The sequence below is a fragment of the Citrobacter sp. CFNIH10 genome (genome assembly GCF_002934585.1).
GTDB classification, from domain to species: Bacteria; Pseudomonadota; Gammaproteobacteria; order Enterobacterales; family Enterobacteriaceae; genus Citrobacter_A; species Citrobacter_A amalonaticus.
Genome location: NZ_CP026216.1, coordinates 1,799,640 through 1,816,390 on the forward strand (window position 1 = coordinate 1,799,640; position 16,751 = coordinate 1,816,390).

Here is a 16,751-nt window from a genome sequence, read left to right on the forward strand (position 1 = left end):
ATCAGATAAAATGCTTACGTAAACGCTGGGAGAGAAAATCCAGCAGGCTGACGGTCACAATGATTAACACCATCAGGGCGCAGGTTTGCTGGAACTGGAAACCGCGAATTGCCTCCCACAACGTGACGCCAATGCCGCCTGCGCCCACCATCCCGACGACAGTTGCTGAACGGACGTTGGATTCAAAGCGGTACAGCGAGTAGGAGATCAGCAGCGGCATCACCTGGGGCAGTACACCGTAAAGAATTTCTTCAATTTTGTTAGCGCCAGTGGCGCGAATGCCTTCAACCGGACCGGGTTCAATGGCTTCCACCGCTTCGGACAGCAGCTTGGAGAGCACGCCGGTGGTATGGATAAACAGCGCCATGACGCCCGCAAACGGACCGAGGCCGACAGCGACCACAAATAGCATCGCAAACACCATTTCGTTAATGGCGCGGCAGGCATCCATCAGACGGCGCATCGGCTGGTAGATCCACCAGGGCACGAGGTTGTCGGCGCACATCAGGCCGAAAGGAATGGAGAGGATCACGGCCAGCGCGGTTCCCCAGACGGCGATTTGCAGGGTCACCGCCATTTCGCCGAGGTAGTCCTGCCACTGGCTAAAGTCCGGCGGAAAGAAGTCGGCGGCAAACGTCGCCATGTTGGCGGAATCCTGAATCAGCGTGAGCGGGGCCATTTCGGCGCCTTTCCACGACACGACCAGCACGGCGAGCAGAATGGCCCAACTGACGAGCGAGAACCAACTGCGCTTTGGCGGGGCAACGGTGATGGTTTGCATGTTTAGCTCCGTGCGTACGTTATTGGCGGATGGCGGCTCCGCCTTATCCGGCCTACGTTTGTAGGCCGGTAAGCGAAGCGCCACCGGGCGTCAGGTTTACTGTACCGCTTTGGTGACGCTGGTCATGGCGCTCAGCGCCGCGGTCAGACGGTCAAGATCGTCCAGTTGCGCTTTAATCGCAGAAGATTTGCTGGTCTTCTCTTCAGCGTTCAGTCCTTTGTTGTCCTTCACGCCCTGCATCTCTTTAAACAGGGCGAGCTGGCGAATCGGCACCAGTTGCAGGTCGCTGGAGGCGCGGAACGGCGCCCAACCCAGGCGTTCCAGTACGGTTTTTTCTTCCGGCGTTTTGCCGTAGTTCATGAAGAAGTCGTACACCTTGTCCTTGGTGGCTTCAGAGAGGTTCTTACGCCAGACAATCGGATCGCCTGGGATCAGCGGCGACTTCCAGATAACCTTCAGCGCTTTCAGCTTGTCCGGCGCGGACGTTTTCAGCTTATCGAGGTTCTCGGTGTTGTTGGTGGCGACATCCACCTGCTTGTTGGCGACCGCAAGGGCGTTAGTTTCATGACCGGCGTTGACGGTGCGTTTAAAGTCGCTGGCGGCGATATTGTTTTTCGCGAAGACGTAATAGCCAGGGACGAGATAGCCGGAGGTAGAGTTAGGATCGCCATTACCAAAGGTGAGATCTTTGCGTTTGGCGATCAGATCGTCGAGGTTGTTGATCGGGCTGTCCTTGTTGACGATCAGCACGCTCCAGTAACCTGGCGATCCATCGGCGGCGACGGTCTGGGCAAAGACCTGGCCGTTGGCGCGATCCACGGCTTCCATTGCTGACAGGTTACCGTACCAGGCGATGTCGACTTTATTAAAGCGCATACCCTGGATGATCCCGGCGTAGTCCGGCGCGAAGAAAGCGTTCACTTTCACGCCCAGTTTCTTCTCCATATCCTTCAGGAACGGATCCCATTGAGGTTTCAGGTTTTGCTGTGATTCGGTCGAAATAATGCCAAAGTTCAGCGCTTTTTCCTGCTCTTCGGCAAAGGCGGGACTGAGCAGAGTACTGACGCTGAACATGCTGGTAAACGCCAGCGCGGCAACGGCCTTGTAATTCATGTTTTATCCTCACGTTGTTCCAGGCTATTTCACTTGCCAGCCTGAGTTCGGGCAGTGCTAAACATCCTCACGTACTATGTGTACGCTCCGTTTTTCCGCGCTGGCCGCCTCCAGTCTGTCTGCGTCAATAACGCCTGGTCTTTTTGAATTAAGCAGCCTGCGCGTTCTGTTCGACGCGGTTCATGCTGCGGTAGAGATGGTCAAATCTTTCGTTATCAAAGAGCTGGCTGCTGCCGTCGTAGAAAACGTGTCCCTGACGCAACGCGACAATCCGTTCGCAGTAGCGCAGGGCGTAATCCACCTGATGCAGCGTGACGACGACGGTAATACCGTCGGTCTGGTTGATGTCGCGCAGGGTGTCCATCACGATGCGCGCGGATTCCGGGTCCAGTGAGGCAATCGGCTCGTCGGCGAGGATCACTTTGGCCTGCTGCATCAGCGCCCGGGCAATGGCCACGCGCTGCTGCTGACCGCCGGAGAGCGTAGAGACGCGCTGGTACGCAAAGTGCGCCATCCCGACGCGGGTCAGTGCCTGGAGCGCGCGCTGTTTCTGCGCTGCGCTAAACCAGCTAAAACAGGTGCGCCAGAACGGCGTGCTGCCGAGCGCGCCAATCAGCACGTTCTCCAGCACTGTCAGGCGATTCACCAGATTGAACTGTTGGAAGATGTAACCGGTATGCGTGCGGCTTTTGCGGATATCGCGCGCCAGTCGACCTTCGTATTGAACGGTGCGACCGAGGAGTTCGACGCGGCTACCTGCTGATTTATCGCCGGTAATCAAACCGCTCAGATGACGTAAAAGGGTGGATTTGCCGGAACCCGACGGCCCCAGCAGAGCGACCATTTCACCGGCACAGATGTTCAGATCAACCGCATGCAGCGCCTGATGCTGATTGAACGTTTTGGAGAGTTTTTCGACGCGAATGATCGTTTCCATGATGCGGCCTCTCTAAAAAAAGTGGCCCTATCGTGGCGGATCAATATGACGTTTGGGTTAAGGGGACGTTACCTGCCGATGAAGAGTTAAGGTGAGTTTGATGACAGAACGGGAGGCATGCCTCCCGTGAGGTTACTCGGTTGGCTGGGGTTGTTTGACGACGTTGATCATCCACGGTACGCCGTAGCGATCGCTGACTTTGCCAAAGCCATGCGCCCAGAAGGTTTCCTGCCAGTCCATTTCGATTTGACCCTCTGCGGCGAGATTGTCAAACCATTGCTTCCCTTCGTTGACATTTTGCGTGTCGAGGACCAGCGTGAAACCTGAATAGTGAGCGTTTCCTGTGGGAATGCTATCGCTCATCATGATGTCGCTATCGGCAATGCGCACGTTGGCATGAGCGATAGCGGTATCGGGGAATGTCATTCCGGACGGGCATCCGTCTTCGCTGTCCTGCGCCGGTTTGGGCATTTCACCGAAGCTGATTTTATAAAGGAGTTCTGCACCCAGCGTCTTTTGATAGTACGCGATGGCGTCGGCACAGTTTCCGGCAAAAGAGATGTAGGGACTTAACGACATAATCTTTACCTCAGGTAAGAGAAGCCAGTTAAGTGTAGTTATCGCAGGCCCGGTAAGCGAAGCGCCACCGGGCAATTTACATCAGTTCTTTTTCACGAATTCTGATTTCAGCTTCATCGGACCAAAGCCATCAATTTTGCAATCGATGTTGTGGTCGCCTTCCACCAGACGAATGTTTTTTACTTTCGTGCCGATTTTCAGCATTGAAGAGCTGCCTTTGACTTTCAGATCTTTCACGACGGTGACGCTGTCGCCGTCAGCCAGCAGATTGCCGTTGGCATCTTTAACGATCAGTTCGTCGCTGTCATGCGCTGGTTCTGCATCGTTCCATTCATGGGCGCATTCCGGGCAGATGTACATGCCGTTATCTTCGTAAGTGTATTCGGAGTTGCATTGTGGGCAGTGGGGTAATGACATGTCGATTTCCTCAAAAGTCAGCAAGGGCAAAAGCGCCCAAAAAATGGCAGATTGCCGAAAAAGGACGCAATTATACACAAAATCCTTAACGTTGTCGGGACTACTCTGTTTTTAAGGTAAATACCGTACTGTGACCTAACCTGTCTGCCAGACAGAAAAAAAGCGCTATTATTTTTAAGGGAAATTGCTACCGTTTGTTATTTGAGATAAGGTGACGAGAAATATTCTAACTAATTGGCTGAGCGAGTTTTACTTAGGGTTCGTTTACCTCACCTTGCCCCTTATTTCTGGTAGGTGAAATTAACCAAAATTGGCCTGGGTTTTTATAAATCTGAACTACGATTTTTTACTTTCTTATGCCACTGAGTGTTATTCAAAAAATAGCAATTAAAATAATAAATTCATTGATATCAATAGATTAATTAATAAATTCTTTTTTCCATACGTAATTATTAAAGCCGAGAATTCACTAATAAACGAAACGGCTAAATAAAAGCAATAAAAATTTGCGTTAAGGAAACATTTTTTATGTACACACAGACAATATATGAATTGAGCCAGGAAGCGGAACGCTTGCTGATGCTCTCTTTAGAGCATCTTAAGACCGTAAAAAAAATGCCAACGGCCACTCTGGAGAGCACTTCATCATTAAAGAGTGAGGACGATCTCAACGTTCAGCCCATGCATTTCAGTACCCGGGGTGTCGAGGCCCAGCAGGCCACGCTGAACAATGAGTTGCGAAAAATCTCGCGACTGGAAATGGTGCTGGCGATCGTCGGCACCATGAAAGCGGGAAAATCGACGACGATCAATGCCATTGTCGGCACGGAGGTGCTGCCCAATCGCAACCGTCCAATGACCGCGCTGCCGACACTCATTCGCCATACGCCTGGTCAGAAAGAACCGGTGCTGCATTTTTCCCACGTTGCGCCCATCGATGCGCTGATGAAGACCCTGCAAGAGAGCATGCGCGCCTGCGATCGGCAGAATCTGACGCAGGTGCTGGAAATTGATAAAGACATGAACGGCCTCATGCAGCGCATCGAAAGAGGGGAAGCGTTTGAGCGCCATTATCTTGGTGCACAGCCGATCTTTCACTGCCTGAAAAGTCTTAACGATTTGGTGCGCCTGTCGAAAGCGCTGGAGGTCGATTTTCCCTTTTCTGCCTATGCGGCGATTGAACATATTCCGGTGATTGAGGTGGAGTTTGTGCACCTGGCGGGGCTGGAGAACTATCCGGGTCAACTGACGTTACTGGACACACCCGGGCCAAATGAAGCCGGGCAGCCGCATCTGCAAAAAATGCTCAATGAGCAACTGGCTCGCGCCTCCGCCGTTCTGGCGGTGATGGACTATACGCAGTTGAAATCGATTTCCGATGAAGAGGTGCGTCAGGCCATTGCCGCAGTAGGAAAATCGGTGCCGTTGTATGCGTTGGTGAATAAATTCGACCAGAAAGATCGCAACAGCGATGATGAAGAACAGGTGAGGGCGTTGATTTCCGGTACCCTGATGAAGGGTTGTATTAACCCGGCGCAGATTTATCCGGTCTCCTCGATGTGGGGTTATCTGGCCAATCGGGCACGCCATGAGCTGGCAAACCACGGTCATCTCCCGGATCACGAAGAGCAGCGCTGGGTACAGGACTTTGCTGAAGCCGCGCTCGGTCGGCGCTGGCGAAGCGCCGATCTGGATGATATCGAACACCTGCGTCATGCGGCGGATTTGCTGTGGGAAGATTCGTTGTTTGAACAGCCGATTCAGACCTTAATTCATGCCGCCTATGCCAATGCGTCGCTGTATGCGCTGCGTTCCGCCTCGCATAAATTGCTGAATTACGCCCACAGCGCCCGCGAATATCTGGATTTCCGCTATCACTGTCTGACGGTGGCCTTTGACACGCTGCAGCAAAATATCATGCGTCTGGAAGCGGACATGCAGCAACTGAAAGTGAGCCAGGACAGCGTCAGCGACGAGATCCGCCATGAGGTCGGGCTGGCGCTGACGTCGGCCAACGACTTTCTCAACCAGCAGCAGGCCACGATCTTGCGCAACATCGGGACCTTTTTCAGCCGTGAACAGATCCTGAAATTGTCGTGTGGCGATAGCTGGTCGCCGCTGCCGCAGGCGGAGCTTGACGGAGAGGTGTTGGTGCTGCATGACGAAGCGCAGGCGCAGGTGATCCTCAGTAAACTACGTTCCACCTGTGAGGGCGTCCTGCTGGCGGCGCAGGAAAACATCAGCCGCGACCTGGCGATGCGTTTTGAACAACTGGAAGCCACGCTCAGCCGGTCACTGAATGAGGCGATGCGCCCTATCGAAATGCGGGTGAAAGAGGAGTTGAGTCATGCGGGGTTTCGCCCCCGAATCAGCTTTCCGGCCTTTCACGCCTCCATGTTTAACTTCACGACGCGCCAGTTATTCAGCGAGGCGATTGCCCAGCAGGACCGCGTCGAAAGTGACGAACCTCGCGTGAGTGGGGTGCGTGAAACCTTTTCTCGTTGGCTGAATCAGCCGAACTGGGGCTGGAATGATTATGTCGAAGCGAAGACACGCTATCTGATTGATATTAATGCGCTGCATCAGAGTCTGGCGGAGTACGTCAGCCACTTCTGCCAACAAATTCGTAAAGCTTTAGCCGCGCAGGTCGATGTTTCAGTTACGGCAGGTATGGCAACGTTTTTTGCCGATTTCTCATTGTGCCTGGCGGGATTACAGGAGAGCCTGCGCGAGAGTTTGCTGGTTCGTCAGCAGAATGAATCAGCTGTTCAGAGTCTGAGTCAGCAGTTGCAGCACAGTATTGCCACCACCGCCTGGATTTATGAAGACTCTCGCCTGCTCCGTGACGACATTCAAACCCTTTTTGTGGCCGAACACACATGACAAACGCGTTACTGGAAGGCCCCGGACGGACGCTGGAGTGTATCCACCCGAAGTTTATGGTCGATCTGGTTCAGGGAGAAGAACCGAAACGGGCTGACGGCACATTGCAACAGCAGCAGTTTCGCGAGCGCCTGACGCAGGAGATTCTGTCCCAGACGCAGTTGCGGGCGTGGGCGATGGCCGGGATGTTCAGCGAGCATCTGATGATGCGCCTGAAGCTGGTGGAAAAGCTGGCGGGTATGCTCGATCCGGGGCATCTGGCGCTGACGCGGATCGCTGCGCGACTGCAGGTCCTTCAACAGACGGATCTCTCTCGCGGACCGTCCGTCCCAGGACTGGTTCAGCAACTTACCACTCTCAGCGAGTGGTTTAGCCAGCGCAGTGCCTGGAAGGAGAAGGCGCTGAGCCAGCGTGGTCTCACGGTTCAGGCCGGGGAACACAGTGAACAGGTATTTACCCGATGGCTGGCGGGGGCGTATGAAGGATGGTCGCTGCCGGGGCGGTGTTTTATTGCGCTCGAAGAGTTGCGTTGGGGACCGTTTGGCGATGCCTGTCGTCTGGCGAATCCTGACGTGGCGGCGATGCTGAAAGATAATCTCCGGGCGATGGCGACAAACTATCTGGCCCACAGTATCAATGCCGCACCGACGACGCGTCACTATTATCATCAGTGGTTGAGTACCACCGCGACCGCCGGTTCAGGTGAGTACAGCGACATGCTGAGCTGGTTGGGAGACTGGTGTGAGGCGGATAAACATCCGGTGTGCTGGTCTGTGACGCAGCGCTGGCAGCCGGTTGCGTTGGGTATGCCGCGACTCTGTTCGGCAAAGCGACTGGTGGATGCGATGGTTGAAGAGGTGTTTCCACCCTCTCCCCTCAGGTTTTGAGAGGAGAGGGCTGATGATTAGTGGTGTGCGGATTCCGCTGTCGTTTCTTCCACACCAGCAGGAGCCGGTAGCCTGGCGAAGCGTTTGGCGTAGAGCGCGGTAATAATCGGCACCAGAATCGCCGTGACCACTACGCTGGCAGCGACCAGCGCCGTCGCGGAGGCGGCAACCGGTTCAAACGCCGGGTTGATTTGCGCGATGATCACCGGGTTGGCAACGGCGGCACCTGCCGCAGAGGACGCCGCGACACCTGCAGTACCATTACCACCACCGATCACACGGTCCGCAATAATCAGTGGAATACCGGTGATGACAATGACCGCCACACCCAGCAGGATGCCCAACAGACCGGTATCAACAATCACACCCAGGTTAATGGTGTTACCCAGCGCAAAACCGAAGAACGGAATCAGTACCGGCGTTGCTTTGCTGAAGAACGCACGCAGATCGTGGTCAAGGTTGCCCAGCGTGAAGCCGATCAGGAACGGCAGTACTGCGCCGATAAAGTGATGCGGTTCAAAGGAGCCCAGACCCGCAGCGCCCAGAATCACCATTGTCATCAGCGGACCGGATTCCAGCGACATCAGAACGAACGCGCCGGACTCTTCTTTCGTACCGTACTGGTTCATCAGGCTGGCATACAGACCGCCGTTGGTCATATCCATCGCGGAAACAATCGCCAGTACGGAAAGACCGGCAAAGAAACCGGTCTGAATACCGGTATCCGGAATAAACGAGGCGGCAATCATTGCCACTACCCACGCTACGGCAATTTTGGTAATGACCAGCGTGCCGGATTTACGCAGAACCGTACCGGTTGCGCGTAAATCAATTGATGCACCAATACAGAAGAACCACACAGCAAGAATCGGTACCGTGCCGGTAATCATGCCTTTTGTAAAGGAACCAAAATAAGCACCGGTATTCGGTGCCAGGGTATTTACAACCGCACCCAGCAGCAATGGAATCAACATCATCCCACCAGGGATGCGTTCAATGGTGGCTTTAATTCTCATAAATGTCCTCACTTCTTGCCCGTGGAACATACGGGTAAGGTGGCAAAAAAATATTAAAATTCAGAAGGTTGTATCTGAAAAGAAGGCAGGGAAACCTACATTCTCTTTATGTTCTACGTAGCGATTGCACCGTGTATCGGCGTTTTTCGCTTCCCGGTGGTATTGCAACGACTATTATCTTGCATTCATTGGAATGTTGATTCAATCAAAACGAAACGCTGTTTTAGTTATCTTTGTCACATAATCAATGTAAACATTCCCGCGCGATCTGAATATTTAAAATTACCGTAAAGAAGTTGTGAAAAATGAGAGGGAATTGCCTGGCAGAATAATAATAACTGCAGTGACTTTTTATGAAGCAAGCACAACAAAATAGAGGTCGAAAACGTAAAAAAGAACAACTCTGTGCTTTAAAAAAAGAGACTCAGGATCACCTTATTTACCTCCGTTGACGAAACCTAAACATATATGTGAAGTTGATCACAATTTTAAACACTGGTAGGGTAGATAGCTCATTAACCGCCCAAATCAGGCGTCAACAGGTTCGGTTGTACAGACCTTAACCAGTCCGTGTAAGTAAACCTGCTACGCTTGTTACAGGAGTTGCGTCTGAGCAACCCCGCGCTCGACGGTGACGTTGCGCCCAGTGCGCCAGTGCAGTCGATATGCCGCGAGACAGGGCTTAGTCTACGAGGACAGCTATGCTGAAAAGGAAAAAAGTAAAACCGATTACGCTTCGTGATGTCACGATTATCGATGACGGTAAATTGCGAAAGGCGATTACCGCTGCTTCGTTGGGTAATGCGATGGAGTGGTTTGATTTTGGGGTTTATGGTTTTGTTGCTTACGCATTAGGTAAAGTGTTCTTCCCGGGGGCTGACCCCAGCGTGCAGATGATTGCCGCCCTTGCTACTTTCTCTGTTCCCTTTCTGATTCGTCCGCTCGGTGGTTTGTTCTTCGGTATGCTCGGCGATAAATATGGTCGCCAGAAGATTCTTGCCATCACCATCGTGATTATGTCGATCAGTACCTTCTGTATCGGTCTGATACCGTCCTACGCCTCGATAGGCATTTGGGCACCCATCCTGCTGCTGCTGTGTAAGATGGCGCAGGGCTTCTCCGTCGGCGGTGAGTACACCGGCGCGTCTATTTTTGTGGCCGAATATTCCCCGGACCGTAAACGCGGCTTTATGGGAAGCTGGCTGGACTTCGGCTCCATTGCCGGGTTCGTGCTGGGGGCGGGTGTGGTCGTCCTGATCTCGACGGTGGTCGGAGAAGAGAACTTCCTGGAATGGGGCTGGCGTATTCCGTTCTTTATCGCCCTGCCGTTAGGGATTATCGGACTCTATCTGCGTCATGCACTGGAAGAGACCCCGGCGTTCCAGCAGCACGTCGATAAGCTGGAACAGGGCGACCGCGAAGGCTTGCAGGACGGACCAAAAGTGTCCTTTAAAGAGATCGCCACTAAGCACTGGCGCAGCCTGTTGGCCTGTATTGGCCTGGTGATTGCTACCAACGTCACCTACTACATGCTGTTGACCTATATGCCGAGCTATCTGTCGCATAACCTGCATTACTCTGAAGATCACGGCGTGCTGATTATCATCGCCATTATGATCGGGATGCTGTTTGTCCAGCCGGTGATGGGACTACTGAGTGACCGTTTTGGTCGTCGTCCATTCGTGATCATGGGTAGCATCGCGCTGTTTGCCCTGGCAATCCCGGCCTTTATTCTGATTAACAGTAATATTATCGGCCTGATTTTTGCCGGTCTGCTGATGCTGGCGGTGATCCTCAACTGCTTCACCGGGGTCATGGCGTCTTCACTGCCAGCCATGTTCCCGACACATATTCGTTACAGTGCGCTGGCGGCGGCATTTAATATTTCGGTACTGATTGCCGGTCTGACGCCAACGCTGGCGGCCTGGCTGGTGGAAAGCTCGCAGAATCTGATGATGCCTGCTTACTACCTGATGGTGATTGCGGTGATTGGTTTCATTACCGGTATCACCATGAAAGAGACCGCGAATCAGCCGCTGAAAGGGGCAACGCCCGCCGCCTCGGATATTCAGGAAGCGAAAGAAATTCTCGGTGAACACTACGATAATATCGAGCAGAAAATTGAGGATATCGATCAGGAGATTGCGGACCTGCAGGCGAAGCGTACGCGCCTGGTGCAGCAGCATCCGCGAATTGACGAGTAAATTAAGGTTTGCTTAATCTCTGACTGGCACACTCTCTTCCATACCCTGGAGGAGAGTGTGATGAAACAGCGTATTTATGAAAGTGTCACGACCGTATTCAGCGTACTGATTGTCAGTAGCTTCCTGTACATTTGGGTCTCAACCTACTAAACCTTCTTCAACAGCACCGAGGCGCGGGTTCCGGTGGTTCCACTGCGATTTTGCAGGAAAAACTGCCCGTGGTGCAGCTGCGTAATGCGGCTGACGATGCTTAACCCCAGACCGATTCCACCGTAACGGCTGTCCATGCGGACGAAGGCTTTGCTGAGTTCGCCGCACTTGCTTTCATCGATCCCCGGTCCTTCATCTTCTACCGCCATTGTCATTGTTGCTTCGTCATCAACGTTCAGCGTAATGGCGATGGTGGTGCCTTCCGGACTGTAGCGATGGGCATTTTCCACCAGATTACGCAGCAGCATCCGCAGCAGCGTCGCGTCGCCCTGAACAGCCGCATCGTCCTGACTGTCAGGCAGCAGGAGTGTCTGTTCGCGCTGTTCCAGCATCGTGCTCAGCTCATCGTAAGACGGCAGGATCACATCTTCCAGCAATCTGACATGCTGATAATTTCCCGATGAAAAAGACTGACCCACGCGGGCGAGTTGTAAAAGCTGCGAGACGCTGTCCATCATTTGATCAAGACGACCCAGCAGCGGCGCGACATCCACGTGATGCGCTTTTGACAGCAGTTCCAGATGCAAACGGACGCCCGATAGCGGTGTTCGCAGTTCGTGCGCCACGTCGGCGGTAAACAGACGCTCGTTTTCGATGGTCGTGGTCAGTCGATTGACCAACTGGTTGAGCGCCGAAACGACCGCTTCAATTTCGACCGTTGAGCTGTGAATGTCGATAGGGGAGAGATTATCCGCCGTGCGGGTTTCTAATTCGTGTTGCAGGTTGGCGAGCGGACGGGTAATGCGGCGAACGGCCTGATAGCAGATGAACAGCGTTAACCCCACCATAAACAGGCTGGGGACGATCAGACTGGCGACCGCCTCGCGGATTTCATGCATGATGTGGCGATCGTTATTGCGGTTATCCCGCAGCGCCTGTTCAAACAGCTGGATCTGCTCAGTGCTTTCATGCCAGAGCCAGAAGGTGCTGATGAGCTGGAAAACCAGCAAAATCATGCCGATGGTGATCATCAGCCGCCGACGCAGGGTCATGGGCTGGCGTAGAAAACGCTTCAGATTCAATTAGCTTTCCTCAGTCGCGGTCGCCACCAGCATGTAGCCAAAGCCGCGCACGGTACGAATACGGGATTTGCCCACTTTATCGCGCAGGTTATGGATATGCACTTCCAGGGTATTGGTAGACGGTTCGTTATCCCAGTTATAGATGTCGTTATAGAGAATTTCCCGGTGCACCGGGCTTCCTGATTTCAGCATCAGACGCGACAGCAACGCGTACTCTTTAGGGGTGAGAATTAACTCTTCTCCCTCTTTCCACACCTGTCGACGGCCCATGTTCAGCGTCAGGTTGCCGACGACCAGTTCACTCTCGCCCTGGTTATTGTGACGACGCAGCAGCGCGCGGATCCGGGCGTGCAGCTCTTCCAGCGCAAAAGGTTTCACCAGATAATCGTCGGCCCCGACGTCCAGCCCGGAAATCTTATCGCCGAGCGTGTCCCGCGCAGTAAGGATCAGCACCGGCAGGGTATATTTTTTCTGCCGGATGCGAGCAAGAAAATGCAGGCCATCTTCGTCAGGCAGGCCGAGGTCCAGCACCACCAGACTGTAATGACCGGTTTCCAGACATTGCTCAGCCGCACGGGCGGTCGACACGCCATCGCAGGCGTACCCTTCGGTTTGTGCCGCCAGAATCAGGCCCTGCAAAAGCAGCGTATCGTCTTCAACAATCAGTATTTTCATTGCGTGGTTCTCCTGCAGGGCTGCAGAATATCATCTGCGGCCTGATATTGCGTGGTCTGTACGCCGGTCAGTCCCAGCATGGTCGAGAAAAGATTGTCCTGCGAGTAATCCTGAGTACGCGCCTGTTTTTGCAGGCAACTGGCATCAACCTGATAGCGCTGCTGATAATCCTCTGACAGCCACAGCAGCATCGGCACATGCTTCTGGGAGTCTGGCGCAATGGCATACGGCAGGCCGTGCAGATAAACGCCGTTTTCACCCAGCGACTCGCCGTGGTCGGAAAGATACACCAGGCTGGTGGTAAATTTATCCTGATGCGCTTTCAGAAGATTAATTGTTTTATCAACAATATAGTCGACATACAGCACGGTATTATCGTACGTGTTCACTAATTGTTCCTGTGAACAGGTCTGGATTTCATTGGTATCGCAGGTTGGGGTAAATTTCCTGAACTGCGGCGGGTAGCGGTTGTAGTAGGTCGGGCCGTGGCTGCCGATGGTATGCAGTACAATCACCCCGTCACCTTGCAGGTTGTTGATGTACTCTTCCAGACCGTGGAACAGAACCTCGTCATAGCATTCGCCGTCGATGCATTCCCCTTTCAGGTTTAACGCCGTCATATTCTGATGCGGCACGCGGTCGCAGGCGCCTTTACAGCCGCCATCGTTGTCATTCCACAGTACGTTAACGCCCGCGCGCTGGATAATATCGAGCATCCCTTCCTGATGCTGCGCCAGCTCTTCGTCGTAATGCTTACGCGGCATGTTAGAGAACATGCATGGTACAGAGACCGCCGTGGCGGTACCACACGACGTGGTGCGCGGGAAGTAAACCACATTATCTTTTGCCAATAGCGGATTGGTTTCGCGGGAGTAGCCGCCGAGCGAGTAGTTTTCGCCACGTGAGGTTTCACCGACGATCAGGATAGTCAGATTTTTGCGCTTCTCTTGCTGCATCACCGGATTACGATGGGCGTCTTCCCCGATGCGTACCAGCGGCAGGTGCGCGAGGCGCTGATGGGAGTACCATGACCAGCTGGCGACAATGCCGTTAGACGGGCTGAGAGCTTTGACCAGTTCTTTATTGTTGCGAAACAGTGAGGCGTAATCTTTATAGAAAAAGGCCGCCACCAGCACGATCAATAACACGGATACCAGCACGTTGGCAGCGCGATACAGCACGCTGCGCAGGACAGGCGTGGTCGGTTTGATTTTAATCCAGCAGGCAACGATGGCCGCCACAATGCCGCTAAGACCGAGCGTGAGCACCATTCGCGGCGTCATCAGGGCGAACGTTTCGGCAGGCGTCGTATCCACCATATTGGCAATCATTGAGCGGTCAATGATGATGCCGTAGGTCATGATGAAATACTGCGCCGACGCGGACATTAGAATAAACAGGCAGGCCAGCAGGCGGTTCAGCCACAGGAAAGAGGCCAGCGTCAGGACAATATTCATGACGCTGAACGCCACGACCGGCATCGACAAGAAGACCAGGATGTTACGCAGAGAATCCAGCGGCAGATCCTGCACAACCTGTTTGTAGAACGCGATGTTCAGACAAACAGACAAATAGAATGAAACCAGTAGTAACCAGGCCAGCAGGCTGAGAAGAGGTCTTTTGACAATGCGCTTTAACATGGTGGAGCTTCCGTAGACTAATTAGCGCAGATCCTCGCAAAGTAAAGTTAAGCCAACCTTAAGAACTTAAGGTTGGCTTCATCGTGTAAAAGAGGGGATTAACTGCGGTTAACCGGCGCATCCAGTGGGAAGGGGTTTTTGTGGATCCGGTTGTAGTTCAGGGCGTACAGCGCGGTGATGATCATCAGGGTCACGAATGACCACATCACCTCTTTCGCGCCGGACCCCACCACTGCCCAGATGCAGTAAATAAAGGCCACAAAGGTTACCAGCAGATAGAGCGGACGCGCTTTGCCGAAGTGTCCGTGACCGAGCAGCAGCAGCGCGGCACAGGTGTACAAATACGGCACCAGCGTAAAGATGACGGACACTGAAGAGACGAGACCAAACTCTTTCGCGGCGTTCGGCGACATACTGCTGAACTGGAAGATAGTCATCAGAATCCCGACAATAATCAGCCCGGCAACCGGTGTGCCCGCCTTATTTACACGGGCAAAAATCGGTGGGAACAGACCGTCATCGGCGGCGGCTTTCGCGGTCTGTCCGGCCAGCAGCGTCCAGCCGCCCAGCGAACCTAAACAGCCTGCTGCCGCGCAGAAGGAGACAATCGCGCCGGCGGTGTTACCCAGCGCCATACGTGCCGCATCACCGAACGGTGAAGCGGAGACGCGCAGCGCGGCGTTAGGGATCATCCCCATGATGGCGGTGGTGGAGAGCACGTAGCACACAGCCGCGATCAGCACCCCGCCAATGGTGGCAATCGGCACATTGCGTTTCGGGTTTTTGACCACCCCTGCCGCTACCGAGGCACTTTCGACCCCGATGAATGACCACAGGGTGACGTTAAGGGTGCTCTGAATCGCGCCGAAGGTGTTCATGCCGCTCACGTTCCAGGCCGCCATGTAGGTTTCGCCACGGAACCAGAACCAGCCAAACACCGCGATACCGACGATGGGGACCAGCGCCAGCACGGTGGCGACGGCCTGAACGCGGGTGATCATTTTCGGACCGACAATATTGAGCAGAACGAAGATCCACAGCACCACCACGCAGGTCAGGGTCAGCACCAGCGGATCTTTCAGAATGGGGAAGAAGTAGCTCAGGTAACCGACGCCGATAACCACCATCGCGATGTTACCGATCCAGCAGGCCAGCCAGTACAGCACGTTGGTCTGGTAACCGAGGAACGGCCCAAAGCAACGACGAGCATACGCGTAAGAACCGCCGGGACTGGGATCTAAGGACGACATTTTTGCGTAGACCATCGACAGCGCCAGCGCGCCGATAATCGTGACTAACCATCCGTAGATTGCAATCCCGCCGGTGGCGGCCAGGTTCGCAGGGAGCAGGAAAACCCCTGAACCCATGATATTCCCCGACACCATTAAGGTGACGGGGATTAAGCCCACTTTGTGAGCATCAGCATCCGAGGACATAATTAATCTCCTGAAGGGAACAATAAATGATGTCTCATAATACGCCTTCAGGTGTCGGTTGAATTATGTGCGACGTGGGTTATCGCTAATGCTGATATTATCGTAGCTCATTACAAAATGCTCAAAAATCACGCTGCCGTACGGTCTTTAAACTGGCTGACATAATGTAGCGGGGTCATGCCATAATACTCTTTGAACACAGAGATAAAGTAAGATGTACTGTTATAACCACACAGTTCGGAGACCTGGGATATATTCTTGCCATCCATCAGAAGTTGATTAACGGCGTAGCGCATGCGGCAAGTGGTGATGATTTGACTGTAGCTGGTATTTTCGCTTTTGAGTTTCTTCTTTAGCAAACTCGGACTCAGACAGAGACAACGGGCGACCTGATTAAGATTCCACGCTTTATGAATGTCACTCTCGATAATATGGTAAACGCTGTCGCTGACTCGGTTTCGCAACATAAACATCAGCAGGGACAAAAACTTCTTACTGTCGAGAAAGCGGGATAACACGGCGAACAACAGGCAGCGTGTACGTTCTTCTTCGCCAGGGCTGTCGGTATGCGCAATGCTGTGTTGTGCTGCCACCCGGAAGACATCGGGGGTCACACATTCAGCGGTTAATACCGGTGAGGAACTCCGTTGCCAGAGTGGAATATTTGAAAGATCTTTATTTAAAAAGCGAAGATAATCTTTAATTATATCTCGGCTAATATGTGCGACCAGTGCGTTATTAATCGATGAGATGTCGATGATATTGTTTTCACAGGCGATGAGTGCCATATGATTCGCTTTTAAATTGATAGCCTCTTTACCGTTTACTCGTAGCCAAACGTCTTTTTCGGTTAACACGACAATGCAAGGATTATTGCTGAAAATTCTCATACCCTAAGGAAGGTGCGAACAAGTTCCTGATATGAGATCATCATATTCATCCGGAGCGCAT

At 53.2% G+C, this 16,751-nt stretch carries 15 protein-coding genes; 4 read left to right on the forward strand and 11 right to left on the reverse strand.

Translation table 11 applies throughout. The annotated features are described in order from the left end of the window. Window position 1: 1 nt before the first annotated feature. The 5 genes from phnE to C2U53_RS12135 all read right to left on the reverse strand — a co-directional run bounded on the left by phnE (window position 2) and on the right by C2U53_RS12135 (window position 3,827). The gene (phnE, locus tag C2U53_RS12110) at window positions 2-781 is read right to left on the reverse strand and encodes a phosphonate ABC transporter, permease protein PhnE (RefSeq protein WP_042999083.1); all 780 of its coding nucleotides are present in this window, start codon (window positions 779-781) and stop codon (window positions 2-4) included. Window positions 782-877: 96 nt separating this feature from the next. Further along, on the reverse strand, window positions 878-1,894 hold the full coding sequence (phnD, locus tag C2U53_RS12115) for a phosphonate ABC transporter substrate-binding protein (RefSeq protein ID WP_042999084.1): 1,017 nt from the start codon (window positions 1,892-1,894) through the stop codon (window positions 878-880). Between the two features lie 148 nt (window positions 1,895-2,042). Next, the gene (phnC, locus tag C2U53_RS12125) at window positions 2,043-2,831 is read right to left on the reverse strand and encodes a phosphonate ABC transporter ATP-binding protein (protein ID WP_058587236.1); all 789 of its coding nucleotides are present in this window, start codon (window positions 2,829-2,831) and stop codon (window positions 2,043-2,045) included. A 132-nt stretch (window positions 2,832-2,963) separates the two neighbouring features. Continuing rightward, entirely contained in the window at window positions 2,964-3,410 is a 447-nt protein-coding gene (gene yjdN / locus C2U53_RS12130; protein ID WP_042999086.1) for a VOC family metalloprotein YjdN, read from the reverse strand. An 81-nt stretch (window positions 3,411-3,491) separates the two neighbouring features. Further along, on the reverse strand, window positions 3,492-3,827 hold the full coding sequence (locus C2U53_RS12135) for a zinc ribbon domain-containing protein YjdM (protein WP_042999087.1): 336 nt from the start codon (window positions 3,825-3,827) through the stop codon (window positions 3,492-3,494). 528 nt (window positions 3,828-4,355) lie between these two features. Between C2U53_RS12135 and crfC the strand changes: the two genes are divergently transcribed. Both crfC and C2U53_RS12145 read left to right on the forward strand, forming a co-directional pair. Next, complete coding sequence (crfC, locus tag C2U53_RS12140; protein ID WP_042999088.1) at window positions 4,356-6,710, forward strand: clamp-binding protein CrfC; 2,355 nt, start codon at window positions 4,356-4,358, stop codon at window positions 6,708-6,710. Continuing rightward, entirely contained in the window at window positions 6,707-7,597 is an 891-nt protein-coding gene (locus C2U53_RS12145; protein ID WP_104445953.1) for a diguanylate cyclase regulator RdcB family protein, read from the forward strand. The genes crfC and C2U53_RS12145 overlap by 4 nt, the downstream gene beginning before the upstream one ends. A 17-nt stretch (window positions 7,598-7,614) precedes the next feature. On the opposite strand, the gene kdgT is transcribed toward C2U53_RS12145, so the two are convergent. Beyond that, window positions 7,615-8,613: a 2-keto-3-deoxygluconate transporter gene (gene kdgT / locus C2U53_RS12150; protein ID WP_042999090.1), complete on the reverse strand. Its 999-nt coding sequence runs from the start codon at window positions 8,611-8,613 to the stop codon at window positions 7,615-7,617. Window positions 8,614-9,314: 701 nt separating this feature from the next. On the opposite strand from kdgT, the gene proP reads away from it, so the two are divergent. Beyond that, complete coding sequence (gene proP / locus C2U53_RS12155) at window positions 9,315-10,817, forward strand: glycine betaine/L-proline transporter ProP (RefSeq protein ID WP_042321219.1); 1,503 nt, start codon at window positions 9,315-9,317, stop codon at window positions 10,815-10,817. A gap of 60 nt (window positions 10,818-10,877) precedes the next feature. Then, window positions 10,878-10,967: an LpxT activity modulator PmrR gene (gene pmrR, locus C2U53_RS12160; protein ID WP_042999091.1), complete on the forward strand. Its 90-nt coding sequence runs from the start codon at window positions 10,878-10,880 to the stop codon at window positions 10,965-10,967. Here the strand turns inward: pmrR and pmrB are convergent. The 5 genes from pmrB to C2U53_RS12185 all read right to left on the reverse strand — a co-directional run bounded on the left by pmrB (window position 10,964) and on the right by C2U53_RS12185 (window position 16,690). Next, window positions 10,964-12,049: a two-component system sensor histidine kinase PmrB gene (gene pmrB / locus C2U53_RS12165; protein WP_042999092.1), complete on the reverse strand. Its 1,086-nt coding sequence runs from the start codon at window positions 12,047-12,049 to the stop codon at window positions 10,964-10,966. The genes pmrR and pmrB overlap by 4 nt on opposite strands. Next, window positions 12,050-12,724: a two-component system response regulator BasR gene (basR, locus tag C2U53_RS12170; protein ID WP_042999093.1), complete on the reverse strand. Its 675-nt coding sequence runs from the start codon at window positions 12,722-12,724 to the stop codon at window positions 12,050-12,052. Then, on the reverse strand, window positions 12,721-14,364 hold the full coding sequence (gene eptA, locus C2U53_RS12175) for a phosphoethanolamine transferase EptA (protein WP_104445954.1): 1,644 nt from the start codon (window positions 14,362-14,364) through the stop codon (window positions 12,721-12,723). Before eptA ends, basR begins: the two co-directional genes overlap by 4 nt. 98 nt (window positions 14,365-14,462) lie before the next feature. Further along, a complete protein-coding gene (gene adiC / locus C2U53_RS12180) occupies window positions 14,463-15,800 on the reverse strand; it encodes an arginine/agmatine antiporter (RefSeq protein WP_042999095.1) in 1,338 nt (445 codons plus the stop codon). 128 nt (window positions 15,801-15,928) lie between these two features. Continuing rightward, window positions 15,929-16,690, reverse strand: a complete 762-nt coding sequence (locus C2U53_RS12185) for an AraC family transcriptional regulator (protein ID WP_042999096.1) — start codon at window positions 16,688-16,690, stop codon at window positions 15,929-15,931. Between the last annotated feature and the right edge of the window lie 61 nt (window positions 16,691-16,751).

What these genes read in the sequence shown, in the direction of transcription:
- phnE (WP_042999083.1), bottom strand. Translation starts at nt 781, where the DNA reads ATGCAAACCATCACCGTTGCCCCGCCAAAGCGCAGTTGGTTCTCGCTC.
- phnD (WP_042999084.1), bottom strand. Translation starts at nt 1,894, where the DNA reads ATGAATTACAAGGCCGTTGCCGCGCTGGCGTTTACCAGCATGTTCAGC.
- phnC (WP_058587236.1), bottom strand. Translation starts at nt 2,831, where the DNA reads ATGGAAACGATCATTCGCGTCGAAAAACTCTCCAAAACGTTCAATCAG.
- yjdN (WP_042999086.1), bottom strand. Translation starts at nt 3,410, where the DNA reads ATGTCGTTAAGTCCCTACATCTCTTTTGCCGGAAACTGTGCCGACGCC.
- C2U53_RS12135 (WP_042999087.1), bottom strand. Translation starts at nt 3,827, where the DNA reads ATGTCATTACCCCACTGCCCACAATGCAACTCCGAATACACTTACGAA.
- crfC (WP_042999088.1), top strand. Translation starts at nt 4,356, where the DNA reads ATGTACACACAGACAATATATGAATTGAGCCAGGAAGCGGAACGCTTG.
- C2U53_RS12145 (WP_104445953.1), top strand. Translation starts at nt 6,707, where the DNA reads ATGACAAACGCGTTACTGGAAGGCCCCGGACGGACGCTGGAGTGTATC.
- kdgT (WP_042999090.1), bottom strand. Translation starts at nt 8,613, where the DNA reads ATGAGAATTAAAGCCACCATTGAACGCATCCCTGGTGGGATGATGTTG.
- proP (WP_042321219.1), top strand. Translation starts at nt 9,315, where the DNA reads ATGCTGAAAAGGAAAAAAGTAAAACCGATTACGCTTCGTGATGTCACG.
- pmrR (WP_042999091.1), top strand. Translation starts at nt 10,878, where the DNA reads ATGAAACAGCGTATTTATGAAAGTGTCACGACCGTATTCAGCGTACTG.
- basR (WP_042999093.1), bottom strand. Translation starts at nt 12,724, where the DNA reads ATGAAAATACTGATTGTTGAAGACGATACGCTGCTTTTGCAGGGCCTG.
- eptA (WP_104445954.1), bottom strand. Translation starts at nt 14,364, where the DNA reads ATGTTAAAGCGCATTGTCAAAAGACCTCTTCTCAGCCTGCTGGCCTGG.
- adiC (WP_042999095.1), bottom strand. Translation starts at nt 15,800, where the DNA reads ATGTCCTCGGATGCTGATGCTCACAAAGTGGGCTTAATCCCCGTCACC.
- C2U53_RS12185 (WP_042999096.1), bottom strand. Translation starts at nt 16,690, where the DNA reads ATGAGAATTTTCAGCAATAATCCTTGCATTGTCGTGTTAACCGAAAAA.